This is a genomic window from Ancalomicrobiaceae bacterium S20 (assembly GCA_040269895.1).
GTDB lineage: Bacteria > Pseudomonadota > Alphaproteobacteria > Rhizobiales > Ancalomicrobiaceae > Methyloraptor > Methyloraptor flagellatus.
On sequence record CP158568.1, the window covers coordinates 4452025 to 4472661 of the forward strand.

Genomic DNA, 20637 nt, shown 5'->3' on the forward strand with positions numbered 1-20637 from the left:
CGGCCCGTGAGAGCCGAGGATCGCAACGGCCGGATCATGCCGGCGGCTTGCGAAATTTGCGTGACGTGCTGTTTGCGTGACGTGTTCTTGCGTGACGTGTTCTGGCGTGACGTGTTCCGTGACGAGGGGGTTCCGGGCTCGCCGATGTCCGTTGAAGAAGTTGCTCCGGCGGCCGTGCCGCCCTCCAGCCCGTCGGCTGCCGCCGTCGTTTCGCCGCGCGCGCCACGGGCCTGGACCCCGGCACCGCCGCAATCGAACCTGGTCTGGGCCTATGTCTCGCTCGGCGTGGCGGCACTGACGGTCGCGGCGGCGTTCTTCACCGCCTGGTTCGTCAGTTCCGCGCTCGCGGAACTCGATTTCCGCTCGGTACCAGTCGACACAGCGCTCTATGCCTTCGCGGCTTCGACATTGTTCCTGCTCCGGCCGGCGATCCAGGGTGTGCAGTCGGCGCGTGCGGCGGAGGCGGCGCGACGGTCCGATGTCGCCGAGGCGCGCGTCCTGATCGCCGATTCGAAGGAATGGGCCTGGACGGCGGCCGGCTATGCGGCGGCCTTCGTGCTCGTGCTCTTGTTCGGCATGTTCATCGTCGCCAACGAGGTCGCGGTCGGCCAGACCTTCTTCGATCTCGGCCTGATGTCGAAGACGTTCTGGCTGATCTTCAAGGCATTCTGGGTCAACATCGAGATCTTCGTGATCGCCGAGATCCTGGTGCTGGTCTGGGGTCTCGTGATCGCCATCGCGCGGCTGGCGCCCGGCCGCGCCGGGGCGCCGGTCCGGCTGATGGCGACGGCCTATGTCGACCTGTTCCGCGGCCTGCCGGCGATCATCGCGATCTATCTGGTCGGCTTCGGCCTGCCGCTGACCGGTCTGCCGCTGGTCAAGGACATGAACCCGACCTGGCTCGCGATCCTGGCGCTGACGCTGACCTACGGCTCCTACGTCTCGGAGGTCTATCGCTCCGGCATCGAGAGCGTGCACTGGAGCCAGACGGCGGCGGCGCGCTCGCTCGGCCTGTCGCAGGGCCAGACGCTGCGCTACGTGGTCGTGCCGCAGGCGGTGCGCCGGATCATTCCGCCGCTGCTCAACGACTTCATCTCGCTGCAGAAGGACACCGCGCTCGTGTCCATCATCGGCACGGTCGACAGCTTCAACCAGTCGAAGATCATCGCGTCGAACCACTTCAACCTGTCGTCGGTGACGACGGTGGCGATCCTGTTCGTGCTGATCACCATCCCGCAGGCCCGTCTGGTCGACCGGCTGATCGAGGCCGATCAGCGGCGGATGCGCGCCGGCGGCTGACCGGCGCCGCCCTCCACGCCCGCCGGCGGCCCGCCGCCCGCGTCTCCAGCGTCTCTCGTCTTTCGGGGCTCGTCCCATGGCACTCGTCGAAATCCGCAATGTCCGGAAGACCTACGGCACGTTCAACGTGCTGAACGGCATGACACTCGATGTCGAGGAACATCAGGTCGTCTGCCTGATCGGCCCGTCCGGCTGCGGCAAGTCGACCCTGCTTCGCTGCATCAACGGGCTCGAGCCGATCTCGGGCGGCGAGATCAAGCTGCACGGCGACCGGGTGAGCGGCGCCGGCGTCGACGTCAACGCGCTGCGCCGCGACGTCGGCATCGTGTTCCAGAGCTTCAACCTGTTCCCGCACATGTCGGTGATCGAGAACATCTGTCTCGCACCGATGAAGGTGCTCGGCCAGTCGCGCGACGAGGCGGAGGCGCGGGCGATGCAGCTCCTGAAGCGCATCAAGCTCGATCACAAGGCCAAGGAATTCCCCGATCGGCTCTCCGGCGGCCAGCAGCAGCGCGTCGCCATCGTGCGCGCGCTGGCGATGGACCCGATCGTGCTGCTGCTCGACGAGATCACCTCGGCGCTCGATCCGGAACTGGTCTCGGAGGTGCTCAACATCGTGCGCGACCTCGTGACCGAGGGCATGACCATGATGCTCGCCACCCACGAGATGGGCTTTGCCAAGGAAGTCGCCAGCAAGGTCTGCTTCCTCTATGGCGGCGTCGTCCACGAGGAAGGTCCGCCGGAGCAGATCTTCACCGAGCCCAAACAGGAACGCACGCGGCAGTTCCTGGACAAGATCATCGAGGCCGGCCGGCTCTGAGGGGGCATCCGGCGCTCGATCGATCACGCCCGTCGAACGATCGGTTCGCCGTCCGGGCTCTTTCCGCGATCGGTCCGTCGCGCCATGTTCGCCTCGAGAGCGACCGCATCGATCCTGAAGCGCGGTCCGGCCGGAGGCGCGCCCCATGACGACCCTGTCCCCCTCGATCGAAAACCTGATCGTGCCGCGCGTCACCGATCTCGGCGGCTTCAATGTCCGGCGCGCGCTGCCGACGGCCGGGCGGAAGATGGTCGGACCGTTCATCTTCCTCGACCAGATGGGGCCGGCCGAGTTCCTGACCGAGACCGGCCTCGACGTCCGGCCGCACCCGCATATCGGGCTCGCGACCGTCACCTATCTGATCGAAGGCCAGATCTTCCATCGCGACAGTCTCGGCACCGAGCTGCCGATCCAGCCGGGCGACGTCAATTGGATGAGCGCAGGGCGCGGCATCGTCCATTCGGAGCGCACGCCGCCGGAACTGCGGCCGACCGGTTCAAAACTGTTCGGCCTGCAGAGCTGGGTGGCGCTGCCCGAAGACAAGGAAGAAGGCGACCCGAGCTTCAGCCACATCGGCATCGGCGCGCTGCCGATGATCGAGGCCGAGGGCAAGGTGATCCGCGTGATCGCGGGCACGCTCTGGGGCGCGACCGCGCCGACGCCGACCGCCTCGGACACGATCTATGCCGACGTGACGCTCGAGCCCGGTGCGAGCCTGCCGCTCGATGCCGTCACCGAGGAGCGCGCCGTCTATACGCTGTCGGGCGAGATCGACGTCGCCGGCGACCGCCTGGAAGCGGGCGCGCTGGTGGTGTTCCGGCCTGGCGACCCGATCACGATCCGGGCACTGACCCCGACCCGGTTGTTCGTGCTCGGCGGCGCGTCGATGAACGGGCCGCGCTACATCTGGTGGAACTTCGTTTCCAGCCGGCGCGAGCGGATCCTGTCGGCCAAGGCCGACTGGGAGGCCGGCAAGTTCGACGCCGTGCCGAACGAGAGCGAGTGGATCCCGACCCCGGTCGGCAATCCGCGTATCATCGGCTGAGGCGGGTTCGGTCGAGGTGACGGGTGGCAACAGCGCGGGGCATTATGCGTCCCGCGCTCCGCAATGGCGCCGCGCGCCTCAGAGTGCGGCGCTGCCGGCGGACAGATCCTGACGCAGCTGCGAGGCCAGAACGTCGATCGTCGGGCTGCCGCGGCGGCGGCTGGCGCTGTCGTGGCCGGTCGCGAGCGATGACGACACGCGGCCGGGCGAGCCGGCGAGCGCGATCACCCGGTCGGCGAGATAGACCGCCTCGTCGATGTCGTGGGTCACGAACAGGATCGTCGTGCCGGTCGCGGCGCGGATGCGCAGGAGCTCGTCCTGGAGCTGCTCGCGCGTGATCGCGTCGAGCGCCGAGAACGGCTCGTCCATCAGCAGCACCTGCGGCCGGACCGCGATGGCGCGAGCGAGGCTGACGCGCTGGCGCTGGCCGCCGGAGAGCTGGTGCGGCCAGCGGTCGGCGAGATGTGCGAGACCGACGAGCTTCAGCGCTTCCATGGCGCGCTCGCGCCGCTCGGCGCGCCCGATACCGCCGTGTTCGAGGCCGAAGCCGACATTGTCGAGCACGCGCCGCCACGGCAGCAGCCGCGCGTCCTGGAACACGAGCGCGACCGGCTGGATCGCATCGCCGCGCCGGTCGCCGGCCTGCGCGACGGTGACCGTGCCCTCGCTCGGCCGCGACAGGCCGGCGATGACGCGGAGGAGCGTCGATTTGCCGACACCGGACGGGCCGACGATCGCCACGAACTCGCCCGGCGCGATAGCGAGATCGAGGCCCTCGAGCACGCGGGTGAAGCGGCCGCCCTGATTGAAGGCGAGGCCGAGCTTTTCGATCGAGATCACGCTCGCCATCGGAGCAACCAATCCTGCAGCCGCACGAAGCCAGCATCGATGAGGCCGTAGAACAAGGCCATGGTGAGCATGTAGACGACGACGATGTCGGTGGCGAGCAGGCTGGAGGCCTGCATCATGCGCTGGCCGAGACCGGGTACGCCGAAGATCTCGGCCGCGACGACCGCCATCCAGGCCTGGCCGAGCGCGGTCCTGAGGCCGACCAGGATGCCCGGTGTCGCCGCCGGCAGCATGATCTTCAGGAGCCGCGCGCGCGCCGAGCGGAAGCCGAATGCCTCGGCGACCTCGACCAAGTCGCGGTCGACCGCCCGGATCGCGCCGTGGGTCGCGAAGTAGACGATCCAGAACACGCCGATCGCGATGATGAACACCGCCGCCTTGGCCTCGACGCCGAACCAGATGATCGCGAAGGGCACCCAGGCGAGGCCGGGGATCGGCCGCAGCATGCGGAACACCCAGGCGAGCAACTGCTCGGCCGAGCGGGCCATGCCGGTCAGCACGCCCATGGCGACGCCGACGCCGGCGCCGATCGCGAGGCCGAGCACATAGTGCGACAGGCTGGAGGCCAGCGCCTCCTGCCAGATCCCGCTGCGGAGTTCCTTGAGGAACGTCGCCGGCAGGCTGCTCGGGCGCGGCAGCAGCGTCTCGTCGGCGAGACCGAGCCGGCTCGCCGCTTCCCACAGGCCGAAGAACAGCACGAGCCCCAGGCCCGCGAGGGCGAGGGGCCGCACCTTGGCGATTGCGCTGTCGCTCACTTGGCGGTGGCTTTCGCGTAGAAGCTGGCGTCGATCAGGCCGTCGAGCGGGATGTCCTTCTCGAGCGTGCCGATCGAGACCTGGAACGCCTGCATCTCGGCGGTCGGCGCGGCGATCACGCGGGGGTCGGCGAGGAACTTGGTGGCGGGCGAGGTCAGCGCGGTCTTGACGATCGCGTCGTCGACGATGCCCTTGCCGAGCGCCGCGCCGACGGCCGGCACCGCCTTGTCCGGATCCTTCTTCAGGAGATCGATCGCCTTGACGACGGCGTTGACCAGTTTCTGCACGCCGTCCGGGTTCTTGGCCGCCCAGGCGCCCGAGACGCCGACGACCGTGCCGGGCTGGTTCGGGAACATCACGCCGCCGAGCGCGATGATCTTCACGTTCGGATTGCGCGCGCGGATGATCGAGACGGCCGGTTCGCGGACGGTCGCGCCGTCGATCGCGCCGGCGAGCACGGCCTGCTGGGTCGCGTCGATGCCGAGCGCGACGATGTCGGCATCGGCCTTGTCGACAGCGCCGACCTTCCAGAGCCAGTGCTTCAAGGTCGTGTCCGGCACCGAGCCGGGCGGCTGGGTGCCCAGGCGGGCGTTCTTGCCCTCCTTGGCCTTGAACGCCTTGAAGGCATCGGCCGCCTTGGTATCGGCACCGAAATAGGGCGCGAGCTTCGGACCGGCGACGAACACCATCTCCTCGATCGCGGTCGCGGCGACGACCTTGACGTCGATGCCCTTGGAGCGCGCCACGGCCAGCGGCGCGATGCCGGCGACATAGACGTCGATCGTGCCCGAGGCGAGCGCCTGGATCATGTTCGGGCCGGATTCGAACGTCGTGAACTTCGGCTCGAGCCCGCCTTCCTTGAGCCAGCCCTCCTTGTCGGCGACGAAGATCGGCGCGGCGCCGATGATCGGGATGTAGCCGACGCGGATCTGCTCGGCCGGCGCCGGGGTGGCGGCGAGGCCGAGCATGACGGCGGCCGGCGCGACCGCGCGCACGAGCGTTCTGAACAGCGACATGGATCCTCCTCGGGACGCCCGTCCGTCCGGCCAGTGCCGACAGCGGGATGTCATGATCGAATTGTCCGGCAAAATAGCAGGCGGGATCGCGTGGCATAAGAAAAACGGTTCGTGCCCATGGTTGCTTTGGCGCGACTGCCGCCACGGTTATCGCAAAGCCATGGAAGAAAATTCTCTTTCCCGGCGCCTTGCCCTCCGACGGTGCCGCTCCAGATCGATGGTGTCCGCCGAGCCCCGTGCCCATGGACGCGCCCGGCGCTTGCCGCCACAATCGGCTGGCGCGGGCACTTGGGACGGACGTTCGGCAGCGTGGGGCCGGCCGTCGGGGACGCCGTCGGCGGTGAGGGAGACAAGCGTGGCGGAAGCGACGGGTGATCTCGGTCTGCTGCTCAAGGCCAGCGCCGGCGGCGACCGGCGCGCCTTTGCGGCGCTCTATGACGCCTCGGCCGCGAAACTCTTCGGCATCGTGCTGCGTATCCTGAACGACAGGGGCCGGGCCGAGGAGGTGCTCCAGGAGGCCTATCTGCGCATCTGGCGCAACGCCGATCGGTTCGACCCGACCGTCGGGCGGCCGATCACCTGGATGGCCGCGATCGCCCACAATGCCGCGATCGACGCGCGGCGTCGGAACGGACCGGCGACCGTGTCCTCGGTCGCGAACGGCGACGGCGAGGAGACCGACATCCTGGCCGACATCGCCGATCCGACGGAAGCGCCTGACGGCGCCGATCTCGAGGCGTTGCGCAAGTGTCTCGGCCAACTCGAGACGGACCACCGAACCTGCGTGCTGCTCGCCTATTACGAGGGCTGGTCGCGCGAGGAACTGAGCGAGAAATTCGATCGGCCGGTCGGCACGATCAAGACATGGCTCCACCGCGCGCTTGCCGCGCTCAAACTCTGTATGGGAACACCGTGACGCCCGAGCAACGCGACGCATTGGCCGGTGAATACGTGCTCGGAACGCTCTCGCAGGCGGACCGGACGGCGGTCGCGCGGCAGCGGGCGGACGATCCGGATCTCGACCGGGCGATCCGGGAATGGGCGATGCGGTTCGCGCCGCTCGCCGGACGGATCGAGCCCGTCGAACCGCCGCCGGGCGTTTTCGCGCGCATCGAGGCGGCGCTCGATCGGGAGGCGCTGGTGGAACTGCCGCGCGGCGCGGCCGAGGGGCGAGCATCGTCGTGCGTCTCGCGGCGCGGGCACGGCGCTGGCGCGCCGTCGCGGTGACGACCGGCGCGATCGCGGCGAGCCTCGCCGGCGTGCTGGTCTATGAGCGCGCACTGCGGCCGAACGAGACGGCGGGCGGCCAGTTCATCGCGGTGGTCAATCGCGATGCCCAACAGCCCGCGTTGATCGTGCGGGTCGATACCCGCGCCGGCACCGTCTCGGTCCGGTCGGTCGCGACCGAGCAACCCGCCGACAAGAGCCTCGAGCTCTGGTACGTCGCCGGTGGAGCGGCGCCGAAGTCGCTCGGGCTGGTGCCGGAGGGCGCGGGCAGCGCGCAACAGCGTCTGCCGGTGCCGCGGCTCGCGACTGACGCGGTGTTTGCCGTCACGGTCGAACCGAAGGGCGGTTCGCCGACCGGCGGGCCGACCGGACCGATCGTCTATTCGGGCAAGCTCATTGCGGAGTGACGGGCGCGCGAGCCGGGCTTTCCTGATCGCGGTCGGCGGTGTCGTGCCGGCAGCCATCGTAGCCATAAAATGAAAGAACCCGCCGCGGGGGCGCGCGGCGGGTTCGGGTCGGGAGGCGGGCGGCCCGAGTCGCGATCGCCTCGCGACGGTCGGGATCACTTCGGCAGCAGCACCGTGTCGACGACGTGGATCACGCCGTTCGACTGGTCGACGTCGGAGACGGTGATCTTCGCCTTGTCGCCGGAGGCGTCGGTCACCATCAGGTGCCCCTTGCGCGCGGTGATCGTCAGCGGCTCGCCCTGCACCGTCTTCAGCGTCACCGAGCCGCCCATCGCCTTGGCCTTCGTCATCAGATCCTCGGCCGAGTACTTGCCGGCGACCACATGATAGGTCAGCACCTTGGTGAGACCGGCCTTGTTCTCCGGCTTCAGCAGCGTCGGCACGGTGTCCCTCGGCAGCTTGGCGAAGGCGGCGTTGGTCGGGGCGAAGACGGTGAAGGGGCCGGCGCCGGACAGCGTGTCGACCAGACCCGCGGCCTTCACGGCGGCGACCAGCGTGGTGTGATCCTTCGAGTTGACCGCGTTCTCGACGATGGTCTTCGAGGGATACATCGGTGCGCCGCCGACATACTTCACCGCCGCATCGGCCGCGAAGGGCAGCGCCACGGCGAGCGCGAGGCCGAGTGCGGCGGGGCGCAGGAAACGATGGAACGACATGAGCATCTCCCTGTTGCCTCGAACCGACCGGGGGCCCGGTCGGTTCGGGATGTCGGCAGCTACGGAGCGCTTCGATCAAGGGTTTCTCGCGGCTGATCACGGATGCGCGAGGTGCGCTCGGGGGCGGCATGCCGAATCGCGGGCGTGACCCGGCGTTGGACCTTTTGCCTGGACGGTACGTTATTCCCGCGCTCACGCTCCGCGACCCGTGGCGCTGCCGCTCTGTGCCTGACGATTGGCTGACCTGAAACGAGCCGCCTGGACCGATTCTGTTGCATGGCTGCCGCACCGGCCGGGCTTCAGCGACGGCAGGTCATGAATTCGGTGTTTGGCCACGGTTCATCTCGCCGATGTCACGATCGTAAGGATTAAACCGGAGCAACGGCGGCGCGCGGCGCGTCGGAACGTTTCTCTACCCCGGGCGGTCAGCCCGCGGTCTTTCATTCGGGATGGATCATGACGGAGATTTCCAAGCGCATGGAACGGGCCTCGACCGAGGCTGCTGCTGCGGGCCTGAGCCGTCGCGCTTTCGTGGCCGGCGTGCCGCTGCTGCTGGCCGGCTGCGTCACCGGTAATCCGGAGCGCGTGCGCCTGTCGTCGGTCGACGGCGACATCGACGGTGTCGACTACGCGATGATGTATGCCGCGATCGACGACGAGCCGTTCCCGGTTCCGGCGGTCGACTGGCGCAAGATCGATCGCGCCTTCCTGCGTCAGGAGGTCGAATACCGCGGCACCGAGCGTCCGGGCACGATCGTGGTCGTGCCGGAAGAGCGGCATCTCTATCTCGTGCGCGAGGGCGGCATGGCGATGCGCTACGGCGTCGGCGTCGGCCGCGAGGGTTTTGGCTGGTCGGGCCGCGCCACGATCAAGCGCAAGGCGCCGTGGCCGACCTGGACCCCGCCGGCGGAGATGGTCGCCCGCGACGAGCGCGCCGCGAAATATGCCGGCGGCATGCCGGGCGGCATCGAGAACCCGCTCGGCGCCCGCGCCATGTATCTCTACCAGGGCGACCGCGACACGCTCTATCGCCTGCACGGCACCAACGAGCCCTGGTCGATCGGCCAGGCCGTGTCGAGCGGCTGCGTGCGCATGCTGAACCAGGACGTCATCGACCTCTATCGCCGCGTGCCGGTCGGCACGCCGGTGTTCGTGGTCTGATCGACTTTCGTGGTCTGACGATCCGCACCGTCCCGATCGATCAGGCGGCCGTCCCGGCATCCGGGACGGCCGTCGTCGTTTCCGCGATCGGTGCTTCCGGCGCGACCAGACGTCGATAGAGGTGCCAGGTGGTGTGGCCGAGCACGGGCAGCACGACCGGCAGGCCGGCGAAGGCCGGGACGATCGCCAGCACCAGCAACGCGACGACGATCGCGCCCCAGGCGAGCATCGGGCCGGGGCTCTTCGTCACGGCGCGGACGCTGGTGATCATGGCGGTGACGAAGTCGACGTCACGTTCGAGCAGCAGCGGAAACGACACCACCGTCAGTGAGAACACCACCAGCGACAGCACCGCTCCGTCGATATGGCCGGCGGCGAGGAACATCAGGCCCTCGGGCGTGCCGGTCACGACCGTGACGAATTCCTGCAGGCTCGCGAAGGGTTTGAAACCGAGGAAGATCGCGAGCAGCATCCGGATCTGGTACATCCAGATCACGAAGATGAACAAGGTCACGAAGGCCATCCAGCCGAACTCGCGTGCGCTCTGCGCGAACATGCTGCTGAGGATCGGGCCCCAGGCGAGCGGCAGGCCGGCCTCGCGGCGGCGGCTCACCTCATAGAGGCCGACGGCGACGAAGGGGCCGAGCAGCGCGAAGCCGGCGGCGGCCGGATAGGCGAGATAGCCGAGCCCGGCGATGAACGCGCCCCAGACCACGAACAGGCCGCCGAACGCGTAGATCGCGCCGAAGAACAGCCCGAACTGCGGCGCGGCGCGGAAGTCGCGCAGGCCGGCGGCGAGCGCGTCGAGGATCTCGGCCGGTGTGATCGATCGGACCACCGGCTCCGGCTTCAGCGGCGATACGGTGTGTTCCCCCTCGTCCGACATGCGTCTCTCCCGGGCGCGCGTTGGCTCGCCGCAAGGATAGGCACGGTCGGGCCGCACTCAGAAGAGGGGATGAGGCGGCCCCCGATTCCTACTTAGAGTGGCTCGGGGAGTGGCTCGGCGAGTGGCTGGGGGAGCGGCTCGGGAGGGTGCGGCGCGGGTCCGGAACGGCCTCCCGAGGGGGCGCGCTTCAGAAGTGCGCCGCCGCGTGGGTCATGTAGTCGAGTACGCCCAACCGACACATGTCCGGGCTGAGCCCGGCGCAGGCGACCTGATGGGTCCCGCGCCAGATCATCGACAGCGCGACGTAGAGAATGACGCCGAGGCCGGCCCAGGCGATCCAGCGGAACCGGTGCAGGACCTTGGCGATCAGCGTCGCGGCCGCACCCATCAGGCCGACCGACAGGACGAGGCCGGCGACCATGACCCAGAGGTGGTCCTTGGCGGCGCCGGCGACGGCCAGGACGTTGTCGATCGACATCGACAGGTCGGCGACGATGATCTGCGTCATCGCCTGGCCGAAGGTCTTCGACGTCCCTGCATCGACGGCGAAACCGGCGCTCTCGCCGGCGGTGGCGAGGGCCGGGGCGTCTTCCTCCGCGGTCATTTCGCGGTACATCTTCCAGCCGACCCACAGCAGCAGCACGCCGCCGGCCAGCGTCAGGCCGACGATGGCCAGGATCTGCGTCGCGATCAGCGCGAAGACGATGCGCAGCGCGACCGCGCCGGCGATGCCGAAGAAGATCACCTTGGCGCGGATCGACGGATGCACGCCGGCCGCGGCCATGCCGACCACCACGGCATTGTCACCGGCGAGCACGACGTCGATGAACACGACCTGCGCGAGGGCGACGAGTTCGGGATAGAGGGAGGCTGCGTTCAACGGGGGTCTCCGACGGCACGATCGTTCGGGCATCGCCATCCCGCCGCGACGCGATCGCCTCGGGGTGTGCGGTGCCGGTTGTCGGCGGTCGGCAAGGATCCGGTGTCCCCACTGCGCAACGTCGGTTGGCGGAGACACGACCGGCGTTCGGCAATGGGGAGCGGGCAACTGTCTGACCGCGCGCTGACACTCATGTGCGCCGTCTCCCAACGAAACGCAATGAGTCTTGTTCCTATCTGCACGCATGGCGACCCGGCAGGCCGGCCGGTCGTCGAGGTCGGGACCGGTCCGGATCTCACCAGCGAACCGCCGCATCGGCCTGCGTCGGGCGTTCGCTTCCTCCCGTGCGCGCGGTTGCTTCGGTGATCACGGGCACCTCGACCACATCGACACCGACGCTGAGGCCCTGGCCGCCGGCGCTGGTGACGACGCCGGTCACGGGCGCGACGTCGGCATAGTCGCGGCCGCGGCCGATCGCAATGTGATCGGTCCCGACGAGAATGCCATTGGTCGGATCGATGCCGATCCAGCCGAGCGTCTCGCCGCACCAGACGTCGACCCAGGCATGGGTCGCGTCGGCGCCTTCGAGGCGCGGCCGGCCGGGCGGCGGTTCGGTGCGCAGGTAGCCGCTGACATAGGCGGCGCCGATGCCGAGGCTGCGCAGGCCCGAGATCATCACCTGCGCGAAATCCTGGCAGACGCCGCGCCGGGTCGCGAAGGCGGCCGCAAGCGGCGTCGCGACGTCGGTCGCGGTCGGGTCGTAGACGAAATCGGCCTTGATCCGGCGGGCGAGCTCGATCGCGCCGGCGAGGATCGGCCGGCCCGCGGGGAAGGACTTGCGCGCGTAGCTCTCGATCGGCTCGGCGAGCGGCACGAAGCGGCTCGGGAACACGTAGTGCACCGGCGCATCGGGGCTGAGCGCGCGGCCGAGCGGGACGGCGTCGCGCACGACCTCGAAGGGCGGGGTCGTCTGCGCGACCGGCAAGGCGCGCGGAACGATGTCGACGAGCGCGGTCTGGCGGATCGTCAGGCGGCGATGCGGAACGCGGAAGGACACGCGCGTGACCCGGTTGCCGAACCAGTCGACCTCGATGGCGGTGTGCTCGGGGCGGGGCTCGACCGAGATCTCGGTCGAGACGAGAGTCTGGCCGTCGCGGGAGGCCGGCGTCAGGCGCAGCCGGCAGTCGGCGAAGGGAACGGTGGCGAAATAGTCGTAGGTGGTGACATGGGTGATCCGGTAGCGCATCGCCTCACGCTCCCTCCTCGGCGACGGTCGGCGGGCCGAAATAGCGCGCTGTCACCGCGTCGGAGACGTCCATCAGCAGCTTCTCGATGCCGCTGAGCCGAGCATCGTCGAAGCTCGCGGGATCGGCGGTCTCGAAATCGATGGCGAGCTTGCGGGCGAGCTTTTCCGCCAGATCGCGCGGTGCGCCGTCGCGGCGGTGCGCGAGGTGCTCCAGATGTTCGAGGATGCGGTCGACCTGGAAGGCGACCGAGCGCGGATGGGCGGCGTCGAGCACGACGAGGTCGAGCACCGGCCGGCGCGCGATCCCCGCAATATAGCGGGCGCGGTAGGAGATGCGCGCGTCGACCAGCTCGAGCAGCAGGTCGAGCGCTTCCGGCGAGCCGTCGCCGAGCTGGCGGGCGAAGCGCACGAGCGCGATCGCCCGCTCGATGCGCCAGCCGAGATCGAGGAAGCGCCAGCCCTCGACGCGGTTCATGGTCTCGTGCGCGAGGCCGACGATCGAGGAGACCGAGCGCAGCTCGGTCTCGGCGATCTCGAACACGTCGTCGCGGATCCGCTCCGGTGCGGCGCCGGCGATGCGGCGGGCGAGCTGCACGAGCGCGCGCCAGGCGTCGGGCGACAGCCGGTCGCGCAGTGCGGCGGCGGCCCGGCGGGCGGCCCCGATCAGCGCGGGCAGGGCCGACGGATGCGGGCCGCCGATCGCCTCGGCCGCGGCGAGCCGCGGGTCGGCGATGCCGTAGGGTGTCGCTCCCCAAAGCGACAGCAGACCGACGATATCCTCGCCGACCGCGACGCGCGGCTCGATCGCGCCGTCGTCGGAGGTGCCTTCCAGGCCGCGGACGAGACGCAACGTCGCCTCGGCGCGTTCCAGATAGCGGCCGAACCAGAACAGGTTGTCGGCGGCGCGGCTCGGCAGCGGGCCGGTCTGGCGCCGGATCTCGATCTGCTCGGGCTCGGGCACCAGCACCGGCTGCTGCGACGGGCCGACGCCCGAGCCGAGCACCCAGACGTCGGCCGAGCGGCCGCCGCGCTGCATGGAGAGCGCGCGGGCGTCCTTGCGCGGCGAGATGCGGCAGAGCCCGCCGGACATGACGACCCAGCCGTCCGGCCCGCGCGCGGCGAAGACACGCAGCGCGTAGGGTTTCGGCACCAGCCGGCCGCCCTCGTAGACGGGGGTGGTCGCGAGCCGGATCGGCTCCTGGGCGACGAAATCCATGCCGCGCTGGCGGATGCGCTCGGCGAGGCGGGCGCGTTCGGCAGCCGTGAAGCCGCGGCCGTCGACGCCGGTCGAATCGAGTACGCCGGGGATCGAGCGCCCGAAGGCCGGCACGATCGCGCGTGCATCGAGATCGGCGAGCACGGCGTCGCGCGCGGCGGGTTCGCCGCACCACCAGCTCGCGACATTGGGCAGCTTCAGGTCCTCGCCGAGCAGCCGGCGGGCCAGCACCGGCAGGTAGCCGGTCAGGCCCGGCGCCTCGACCAGGCCCGAGCCGAGCGCATTGCCGACCACGATGCGGCCGTTGCGGACCGCCTCGACCAGGCCGGGCACGCCCAGATGCGAGGTGCCGTTCAGTTCGAGCGGGTCGGCGAAGTCGCCATCGACGCGGCGCAGGATCGCATCGACCGGCTCGGTGCCTTCGATGGTCCGCAGCGCGATCCGGTCGCCGGCGACGGCGAGGTCGCCGCCCTCCACCAGCATGAAGCCGAGCGAGCGGGCGAGATAGGCATGCTCGAAATAGGTCTCGTTCCAGGGACCGGGCGTCAGCAGCGCGATGCGCGGATCCTCCCGGCCGGTGGCGCGGCCGAGGCCGGAGCGCAGCGCTTGGAAGAAGCCGGTCATCCGGCTGACCTTGTTGGCCTCGAACAGGTCGCGCAGGCCGCGCGAGATCGCGATGCGGTTCTGGATCACGTAGCCGGCGCCGGAGGGCGCTTGCGTGCGGTCGGACAGCACCCACCAGCGCCCGTCGGGCGCGCGGGTGACGTCCGCGGCATAGACCTGCAGATGCCGGCCACCGGCGGGCGTCACGCCGACGAGCGGGCGCAGGAACTCCGGATTGCCGGCGATCAGCGCCGCCGGCACCAGGCCCTCGCCGACCAGCCGCGCCTCGCCATAGAGATCGCCGAGCAGTGCCTCGAACAGTTCGGCACGCTGCACGATGCCGTCGGCGAGGCTCTGCCAGGCCTCGCGCTCCAGGATCAGCGGCACATGGGTGAGCGGCCAGGGCCGCTCGCCGTCGGCCTCGCCGTAGACCCGGTAGACCACTCCCGATTCGCGCAAGTAGCGATCGGCTGCGGCGAAGCGGGCGGCGATGCCGTCCGGTCCCCGCGCCGCCATGCCCGCGATGAACGGGCGCCAGACCGGTCGCGGCGTGCCGTCGGCATCGACGAGCTCATCGTAGACGCCGGGATCGGCGCGGTAGCCGTGCATGAGCCGGGCAAGCGCCGGGTCGACGGGCGCGTCCCAGCCGATGCCGAGTTCGAGTTGATCCGGCTCGCGGCCGATCGGGAGCGAGGCAGGCATCGGTGTGGCGGGAATCGCGCCGGCCGGTATCGCGGCGGCGGGCGAGGCGCCCGACACCGTCAGACCGATCGGGTCGATGTCCGTCTCACTCGGCGACACGCGGCTCGGATCCTCGACAGCGTGGTTTCAGGGACAAGGCGGCTCACGCCTCGCGACGCGGCCGGGCACGGGCGCCCAGCCTGGCACAGCAGGCTCGGCGAACTGTATACGATTCTCGTGCCCGGCACGGCCAGAGCTTCTCCGGCCGATCAGGCGCATGCCAGTTCGGCTCCGGTCGCACGCTCAAAACCGCGTCCTCAGATCCGCGCCGGCGGTCGGCGCAGATCGAGTGTCAGCGGATATTCGCCGGTGCGCTCCGGTGTCGGCACATGCACGAAGCCCGGCGTATGGCCGTGGTCCATGAAGCGCGCGAGCCGGCGGGCCTCGGCCTCGTAGTTGTTGACCGGCGGCGTATCGTAATTCCGGCCGCCCGGATGCGCCACGTGGTAGACGCAGCCGCCGAGCGAGCGGCTCGTCCACTTGTCGACGACGTCGAAGGTCAGCGGCGAGTTGACCGGCAGCGTCGGGTGCAGGCCCGAGGCCGGGTGCCAGGCCTTGTAGCGCACCCCGGCGACCGCCTCTCCGAACCGGCCCGTGGACGTCATCGGCAACGGCCGGCCGTTGCAGGTGACGACGTGGCGCGCCGGGTTCAGACCCTCGGCCTTGACCTGCAGCCGCTCGACCGAACTGTCGACGTAGCGGACCGTGCCGCCGGCCGCGCCCTCCTCGCCGGTGACGTGCCAGGGCTCCAGCGCCTGGCGGATCTCCAACGCGACGCCACCGTGCTCGACGCGGCCGTAGAACGGGAAGCGGAACTCGAACTGCGCCGCGAACCAGAGCGGATCGAAGGCGTAGCCGGCGTGCTTCAGGTCGTCGAGTACGCCCTGGAAATCCTCCCAGACGAAGTGCGGCAGCATGAACCGGTCGTGCAGTGCCGTGCCCCAGCGCACGAATTCGCCGTCCTGCGGCTCCTTCCAGAACCATGAGATCAGCGCCCGCAGCAGCAATTGTTGTGCGAGGCTCATGCGCCAGTCCGGCGGCATCTCGAAGGAGCGGAACTCGACCAGGCCGAGCCGGCCGGTCGGGCCGTCGGGCGAGAACAGCTTGTCGATGCAGACTTCGGTCCGGTGCGTGTTGCCGCTCGAATCGACCAGCAGATTGCGGAACAACCGGTCGGTCAGCCACGGCAGCGGCGGCAGGCCGTAGCCGGGCGCCGGCACGTTGGCGAGCGCGATTTCCAGCTCGTAGAGCGCGTCGTGGCGCGCCTCGTCGATGCGCGGCGCCTGGCTGGTCGGGCCGATGAACAGGCCGGAGAACAGATAGCTCAGCGACGGCCGACGCTGCCAGTAGAGGATCGTGCTCTTCAGGAGGTCCGGACGGCGCAGGAACGGGCTGTCGGCCGGGTGGCGCGCGCCGACCACGACATGGTTGCCGCCGCCGGTGCCGGTGTGGCGGCCGTCGACCATGAATTTTTCCGTGCCGAGCCGCGACTGCCGGGCGTCCTCATAGAGACCCGCCGTGATCGCGACGCATTCGTCCCAGGACTGCGCCGGCTGGACGTTGACCTCGATGACACCGGGGTCCGGCGTCACCTTGATCACGTCGATGCGCGGATCGACCGGCGGCGGATAGCCTTCGATATGGACGGGCAGGCCGAACTCCTCGGCGGAGACCTCGATGGCGGCGATCAGCTCGAGATAGTCGTCGAGCCGCTCGGTCGGCGGCATGAACACGGTCAGCACGCCGTCGCGCGGTTCGATCGCCATGGCGGTTCGCACGGCGGAGGTGCCGGACATGGCTTGTTCGTGGCGCTCCTGACGATCCTGGCCAAGGTCGCGCTTGTAGATCTGGCGCAGCTCGTCGGGGTCGGGCAGGTCACCGCGCGGTGCGAAGGGGTCCGTCTCGACGATATAGGGGTAGCTCGCGGGCGGGATCCAGGGCAGCGATTCGAGCGGCAGGCGGTAGCCGACCGGGCTGTCGCCGGGCAGCAGGAACAGTCGGCCGCGCCGGAAGTTCCAGCGCTCCGACACCCAGCCCCGGCCGGCGCGCGACTGCCAGCGCTGGATCGGCAGAACGTAGCCCGTCGGCTTGCCGAGACCGCGCTCGAACACCTTGATCATGCGCGCCCGCGCCTCGGCATCCTCCATCTTGGGATCGAGCGGATCGACGTTCTCCGGCAGCTGACCTTCCTTGACCATCCAGTGCGCCGGATCCTCGTAGGCCGGCACGACGTGGTCGGCGCCGACCTTCAGCGCCGTCGCCAGCGCGGTCAGCAACTGCTCGGCCTGAGCGGTGGTGGCGTCCTTGCGGCCGGCCACGGTGGCGATCAGGTTCGGGTCGGTCCAGATCGGCTTGCCGTCCTTGCGCCAGTAGAGCGCGAAGCTCCAGCGCGGCAGGCTCTCGCCCGGATACCATTTGCCCTGGCCGTAATGCAGGAAGCCGCCGGGCGCGAAGCGTTGGCGCAGGCGGCGGATCAGGTCGTCGGCGCGCTGGCGCTTGGTCGGACCGACGGCTGCGGTGTTCCACTCGGCCGACTGATAGTCGTCGATCGACACGAAGGTCGGCTCGCCGCCCATGGTCAGCCGCACGTCGCCGGCGATCAGGTCCTCGTCGACCTTGCGGCCGAGATCGTCGAGCGCGGCCCAGGCCTCGTCGGAGAACGGGAAGGTCACGCGCGGCTTCTCGGCGATGCGCGTCACCTTCATCTGGAAATCGAATTCGGTCTCGGTGCCGGGCAGAGCGGCGAAGGAGCCCGAGATCGGCGCGGCCGAACGATAGTGCGGCGTGCCGGCGAGCGGCAGGTGGCCCTCGCCGGCGAACAGGCCCGAGGTCGGATCGAGGCCGATCCAGCCGGCGCCGGGGATATAGACCTCGCACCAGGCGTGCAGGTCGGTGAAGTCGTGATCGGTGCCGGAGGGACCGTCGAGCGCGGCGACGTCGGGCTTCAGCTGAATCAGGTAGCCGGAGACGAAGCGGGCGGCGAGGCCGAGCCGGCGCAAGAGGTTGACCAGCAGCCAGCCGGTGTCGCGGCAGGAGCCGGACTTGAGCTCCAGTGTCTCGTCCGGCGCCTGCACGCCGGGCTCCATGCGGATCACATAGCGGATGTGGTTCGACAGTGCCTGATTGATCGCGACCAGAAAGTCGACCGTCTGCATCGGCTCGCGCGGAATGGTGGCGAGATAGGCCTCGAAGGCTTCGCCGGCCAGCTCGGGCTGCAGGTAGGGTTTGAGCTCCTCGGCCAGTTCCGGCTTGTAGGCGAAGGGAAACTTCTCGGCATAATCCTCGATGAAGAAGTCGAACGGATTGTAGACCGCCATCTCGGCGACGAGGTCGACCTCGATCTTGAACTCGGTGGTCGGCTCGGGAAACACGAAGCGCGCCAGCCAGTTGCCGTGCGGATCCTGCTGCCAGTTGACGAAATGGGTCTCCGGGGTGACTCGCAGCGAATAGCTCGGCACCTTGGTCCGGCAATGCGGTGCGGGCCTCAGCCGGATGACCTGCGGGCCGAGCTCGACCGGCTTGTCATAGGAATAGGCGGTGACGTGGTGCAGGGCCGTGAGGATCGCCAAGGGATGTCTCGCGCTGGTGTCGGGCGGGTCCAGCCTATTCCTTGGGCAGGGCCTCGCAAGCCCGGTCTTTGAACGCCGCGTGCGGAAAATTTAGGCGATCGTGGTCTCGAGAGCAAAAAGGCCGCGGCTCGGTTGGAGCCACGGCCTTGTCATCGTTCGGACTTCTCGTTTCCGGACCTCAGCGCGCCAGCGCTTCCAGTTCCTTGACGATCGCCGCGCCCATGTCCTTGGTGCCGACGGCGTTCTGGCCGGCCGCGGCGATGTCCTTGGTGCGGACGCCGCTCGCCAGCACGTTGGCGATCGCCTTGTCCAGCATGTCGGCGGCCTCGCCGAGGCCGAGCGAGTAGCGCAGCGCCATCGCGAAGGAGCCGATCATCGCGATCGGGTTGGCGATGCCCTTGCCGGCGATGTCCGGCGCGGACCCGTGCACCGGCTCGTAGAGCGATTTCCTCTTGCCGGTCGCCGCGTCGGGGGCGCCGAGCGAGGCCGAGGGCAGCATGCCGAGCGAGCCGGTCAGCATGGCCGCGACGTCGGACAGGATGTCGCCGAACAGGTTGTCGCAGACGATGACGTCATACTGCTTCGGCCAGCGGACCAGCTGCATGGCGCAATTGTCGGCGAGCACGTGTTCGAGCGCGACGTCGGAATACTCTTCCTTGCCGATCTTGGTGACGACCTGGTTCCAGAGCACGCCCGATTTCATCACGTTGCGCTTCTCGGCCGAGGCGACCTTCTTGCCGCGGGTGCGGGCGAGGTCGAAGGCGACGCGCGCGATGCGCTCGATCTCGTGGGTCGTGTAGAGCTGGGTGTCGACGGCGCGCTTCTCGCCGTTCTCGAGCGTGACGATCTCCTTCGGCTCGCCGAAATAGACGCCGCCGGTCAGTTCGCGCACGATCAGGATGTCGAGGCCCTCGACGACCTCGCGCTTCAGCGACGAGGCGTCGGCGAGCGCCGGGTAGCAGATCGCCGGACGCAGGTTGGCGAACAGGCCGAGATCCTTGCGCAGGCGCAGAAGGCCCGCCTCGGGACGGACGTCATAGGGCACGCTGTCCCATTTCGGGCCGCCGACCGCGCCGAACAGCACCGCGTCGGCCGCTTGCGCGAGCTTCATGTCCTCTTCCGAGATCGCCTTGCCATGCGCGTCGTAGGCCGAACCGCCGACGAGACCGGCCTCGGTCTCGAAGGTCGCGACGCCGCGCGCCTGGAACCAGGAGAGGATGCTCTTCACCTCCACCATGATCTCGGGGCCGATGCCGTCGCCGGGGAGAAGGAAGAGGTTGAAGGAAGCCATGGCGTTTCGTCCTGTCGGTTTCTCAATGCCGGCCGATCTCGACGACCGGCCTCTCGGCATTCAAGGGTGGCCGGTCTCGGGGACCGGCGGGGCGTCTCGGCCGCGTCCTTTATCAAGGGCCGCCCGGAGCGGCAACGGCATGCGGCAACGCGATACGGCAGCTTTGACGTGGCAACGGGGCTGCGGGAGTGGGCGCTGGTCGCGGGCTTCCGGTTAACCACGCGCCCGTTCGGTGGTCCGGTGTTTGCTGTTCCGTAAGGAGAAGCGCCGGAATGTCCCGAAACGACACGTCCGAAACGACACGAAGGCGCGGCTCGGGAAGCGATCCGGGCCTGGTCCGCCTCGATGGGGAACGCGCCGATGAATGTTCGTCTGATCCGCCGTCTCGCCCTCGGCGCCGCCCTCGTCGTGGCGACCGCCGGCACCACCTATTTCTTCGTGACGCGTCACGGCCACGCCGGGCTCCATCCCGTGCCGGCCGCGGCGGCGCGCTCCTATGAGGGGCAGAAGGTCATCTACCACATCAGCGAGGGCGTCGGTCTCCTGAACCGTAACGCCAAGCGCTGGGTCGGCAACATGGAGAACCACTTTGCGGCGACGCCGAACGGCGACCTGTCGCTGGTGGTGGTCATGAACGGCGACGGCGTCGACCTGCTCGCGGCCGCGAAGTCCGATCCGGACCTCGCCGCGCGCATCGACCGGCTGCGGGCCAAGGGCGCGCGGTTCCTGGTCTGCCGCAACACGCTGGTTTCGCGTGGCATCGATCCGCAGGCCGACCTGTTCGGCGTCGGGCCGCAGGACATCGTGCCGGCCGGCGTGGCGGAGATCGCCTATCTGGAAACCAAGGGCTACGGCTATCTGCGACCGTGAGTGACGGCGGGCAGCGCGCGCGGCGAAGCTGCCCTCGATC

General features: G+C 69.4%; 18 protein-coding genes. 8 read left to right on the forward strand and 10 right to left on the reverse strand.

The window, feature by feature from the left end:
• The first annotated feature begins 144 nt into the window (after window positions 1-144).
• From ABS361_20120 to ABS361_20130, 3 genes are all read left to right on the forward strand, one after another.
• Window positions 145-1299 (forward strand): amino acid ABC transporter permease, encoded by a 1155-nt coding sequence (locus tag ABS361_20120; GenBank protein ID XBY44299.1) that lies wholly within the window; start codon window positions 145-147, stop codon window positions 1297-1299.
• A 76-nt stretch (window positions 1300-1375) separates the two neighbouring features.
• Entirely contained in the window at window positions 1376-2119 is a 744-nt protein-coding gene (locus ABS361_20125; GenBank protein XBY44300.1) for an amino acid ABC transporter ATP-binding protein, read from the forward strand.
• Between the two features lie 145 nt (window positions 2120-2264).
• On the forward strand, window positions 2265-3164 hold the full coding sequence (locus ABS361_20130; protein XBY44301.1) for a pirin family protein: 900 nt from the start codon (window positions 2265-2267) through the stop codon (window positions 3162-3164).
• 78 nt (window positions 3165-3242) lie between these two features.
• On the opposite strand, the gene ABS361_20135 is transcribed toward ABS361_20130, so the two are convergent.
• From ABS361_20135 to ABS361_20145, 3 genes are read right to left on the reverse strand one after another with little or no spacing between them, the layout of a single operon-like run.
• On the reverse strand, window positions 3243-4013 hold the full coding sequence (locus tag ABS361_20135; GenBank protein ID XBY44302.1) for an ABC transporter ATP-binding protein: 771 nt from the start codon (window positions 4011-4013) through the stop codon (window positions 3243-3245).
• The gene (locus ABS361_20140) at window positions 4001-4768 is read right to left on the reverse strand and encodes an ABC transporter permease (protein ID XBY44303.1); all 768 of its coding nucleotides are present in this window, start codon (window positions 4766-4768) and stop codon (window positions 4001-4003) included. Before ABS361_20140 ends, ABS361_20135 begins: the two co-directional genes overlap by 13 nt.
• Complete coding sequence (locus ABS361_20145; protein ID XBY46967.1) at window positions 4765-5736, reverse strand: ABC transporter substrate-binding protein; 972 nt, start codon at window positions 5734-5736, stop codon at window positions 4765-4767. The genes ABS361_20140 and ABS361_20145 overlap by 4 nt, the downstream gene beginning before the upstream one ends.
• A gap of 403 nt (window positions 5737-6139) precedes the next feature.
• Between ABS361_20145 and ABS361_20150 the strand changes: the two genes are divergently transcribed.
• From ABS361_20150 to ABS361_20160, 3 genes are read left to right on the forward strand one after another with little or no spacing between them, the layout of a single operon-like run.
• On the forward strand, window positions 6140-6700 hold the full coding sequence (locus tag ABS361_20150) for a sigma-70 family RNA polymerase sigma factor (GenBank protein XBY44304.1): 561 nt from the start codon (window positions 6140-6142) through the stop codon (window positions 6698-6700).
• Window positions 6649-7011, forward strand: a complete 363-nt coding sequence (locus tag ABS361_20155; GenBank protein ID XBY44305.1) for a hypothetical protein — start codon at window positions 6649-6651, stop codon at window positions 7009-7011. Before ABS361_20150 ends, ABS361_20155 begins: the two co-directional genes overlap by 52 nt.
• Window positions 6966-7418 (forward strand): anti-sigma factor, encoded by a 453-nt coding sequence (locus ABS361_20160; protein ID XBY44306.1) that lies wholly within the window; start codon window positions 6966-6968, stop codon window positions 7416-7418. The genes ABS361_20155 and ABS361_20160 overlap by 46 nt, the downstream gene beginning before the upstream one ends.
• A gap of 155 nt (window positions 7419-7573) precedes the next feature.
• Here ABS361_20160 and ABS361_20165 read toward each other — a convergent pair whose 3' ends face one another.
• Entirely contained in the window at window positions 7574-8134 is a 561-nt protein-coding gene (locus tag ABS361_20165) for a fasciclin domain-containing protein (GenBank protein ID XBY44307.1), read from the reverse strand.
• Window positions 8135-8590: 456 nt separating this feature from the next.
• Here ABS361_20165 and ABS361_20170 point away from each other — a divergent pair, with 456 nt between their 5' ends.
• Window positions 8591-9295 (forward strand): L,D-transpeptidase, encoded by a 705-nt coding sequence (locus ABS361_20170; protein XBY44308.1) that lies wholly within the window; start codon window positions 8591-8593, stop codon window positions 9293-9295.
• Between the two features lie 40 nt (window positions 9296-9335).
• On the opposite strand, the gene ABS361_20175 is transcribed toward ABS361_20170, so the two are convergent.
• The 6 genes from ABS361_20175 to leuB all read right to left on the reverse strand — a co-directional run bounded on the left by ABS361_20175 (window position 9336) and on the right by leuB (window position 19727).
• Complete coding sequence (locus tag ABS361_20175; GenBank protein ID XBY44309.1) at window positions 9336-10181, reverse strand: DUF2189 domain-containing protein; 846 nt, start codon at window positions 10179-10181, stop codon at window positions 9336-9338.
• A 187-nt stretch (window positions 10182-10368) separates the two neighbouring features.
• Entirely contained in the window at window positions 10369-11094 is a 726-nt protein-coding gene (locus tag ABS361_20180) for a TerC family protein (GenBank protein ID XBY44310.1), read from the reverse strand.
• Window positions 11095-11356: 262 nt separating this feature from the next.
• Complete coding sequence (locus ABS361_20185; GenBank protein ID XBY44311.1) at window positions 11357-12307, reverse strand: transglutaminase family protein; 951 nt, start codon at window positions 12305-12307, stop codon at window positions 11357-11359.
• Window positions 12308-12311: 4 nt separating this feature from the next.
• Window positions 12312-14828, reverse strand: a complete 2517-nt coding sequence (locus ABS361_20190; protein ID XBY44312.1) for a circularly permuted type 2 ATP-grasp protein — start codon at window positions 14826-14828, stop codon at window positions 12312-12314.
• A 296-nt stretch (window positions 14829-15124) separates the two neighbouring features.
• Complete coding sequence (locus tag ABS361_20195; protein ID XBY44313.1) at window positions 15125-18436, reverse strand: transglutaminase family protein; 3312 nt, start codon at window positions 18434-18436, stop codon at window positions 15125-15127.
• Window positions 18437-18614: 178 nt separating this feature from the next.
• The gene (gene leuB, locus ABS361_20200) at window positions 18615-19727 is read right to left on the reverse strand and encodes a 3-isopropylmalate dehydrogenase (protein XBY44314.1); all 1113 of its coding nucleotides are present in this window, start codon (window positions 19725-19727) and stop codon (window positions 18615-18617) included.
• A gap of 360 nt (window positions 19728-20087) precedes the next feature.
• On the opposite strand from leuB, the gene ABS361_20205 reads away from it, so the two are divergent.
• A complete protein-coding gene (locus tag ABS361_20205; protein ID XBY44315.1) occupies window positions 20088-20597 on the forward strand; it encodes a DsrE family protein in 510 nt (169 codons plus the stop codon).
• Window positions 20598-20637 lie beyond the last annotated feature (40 nt).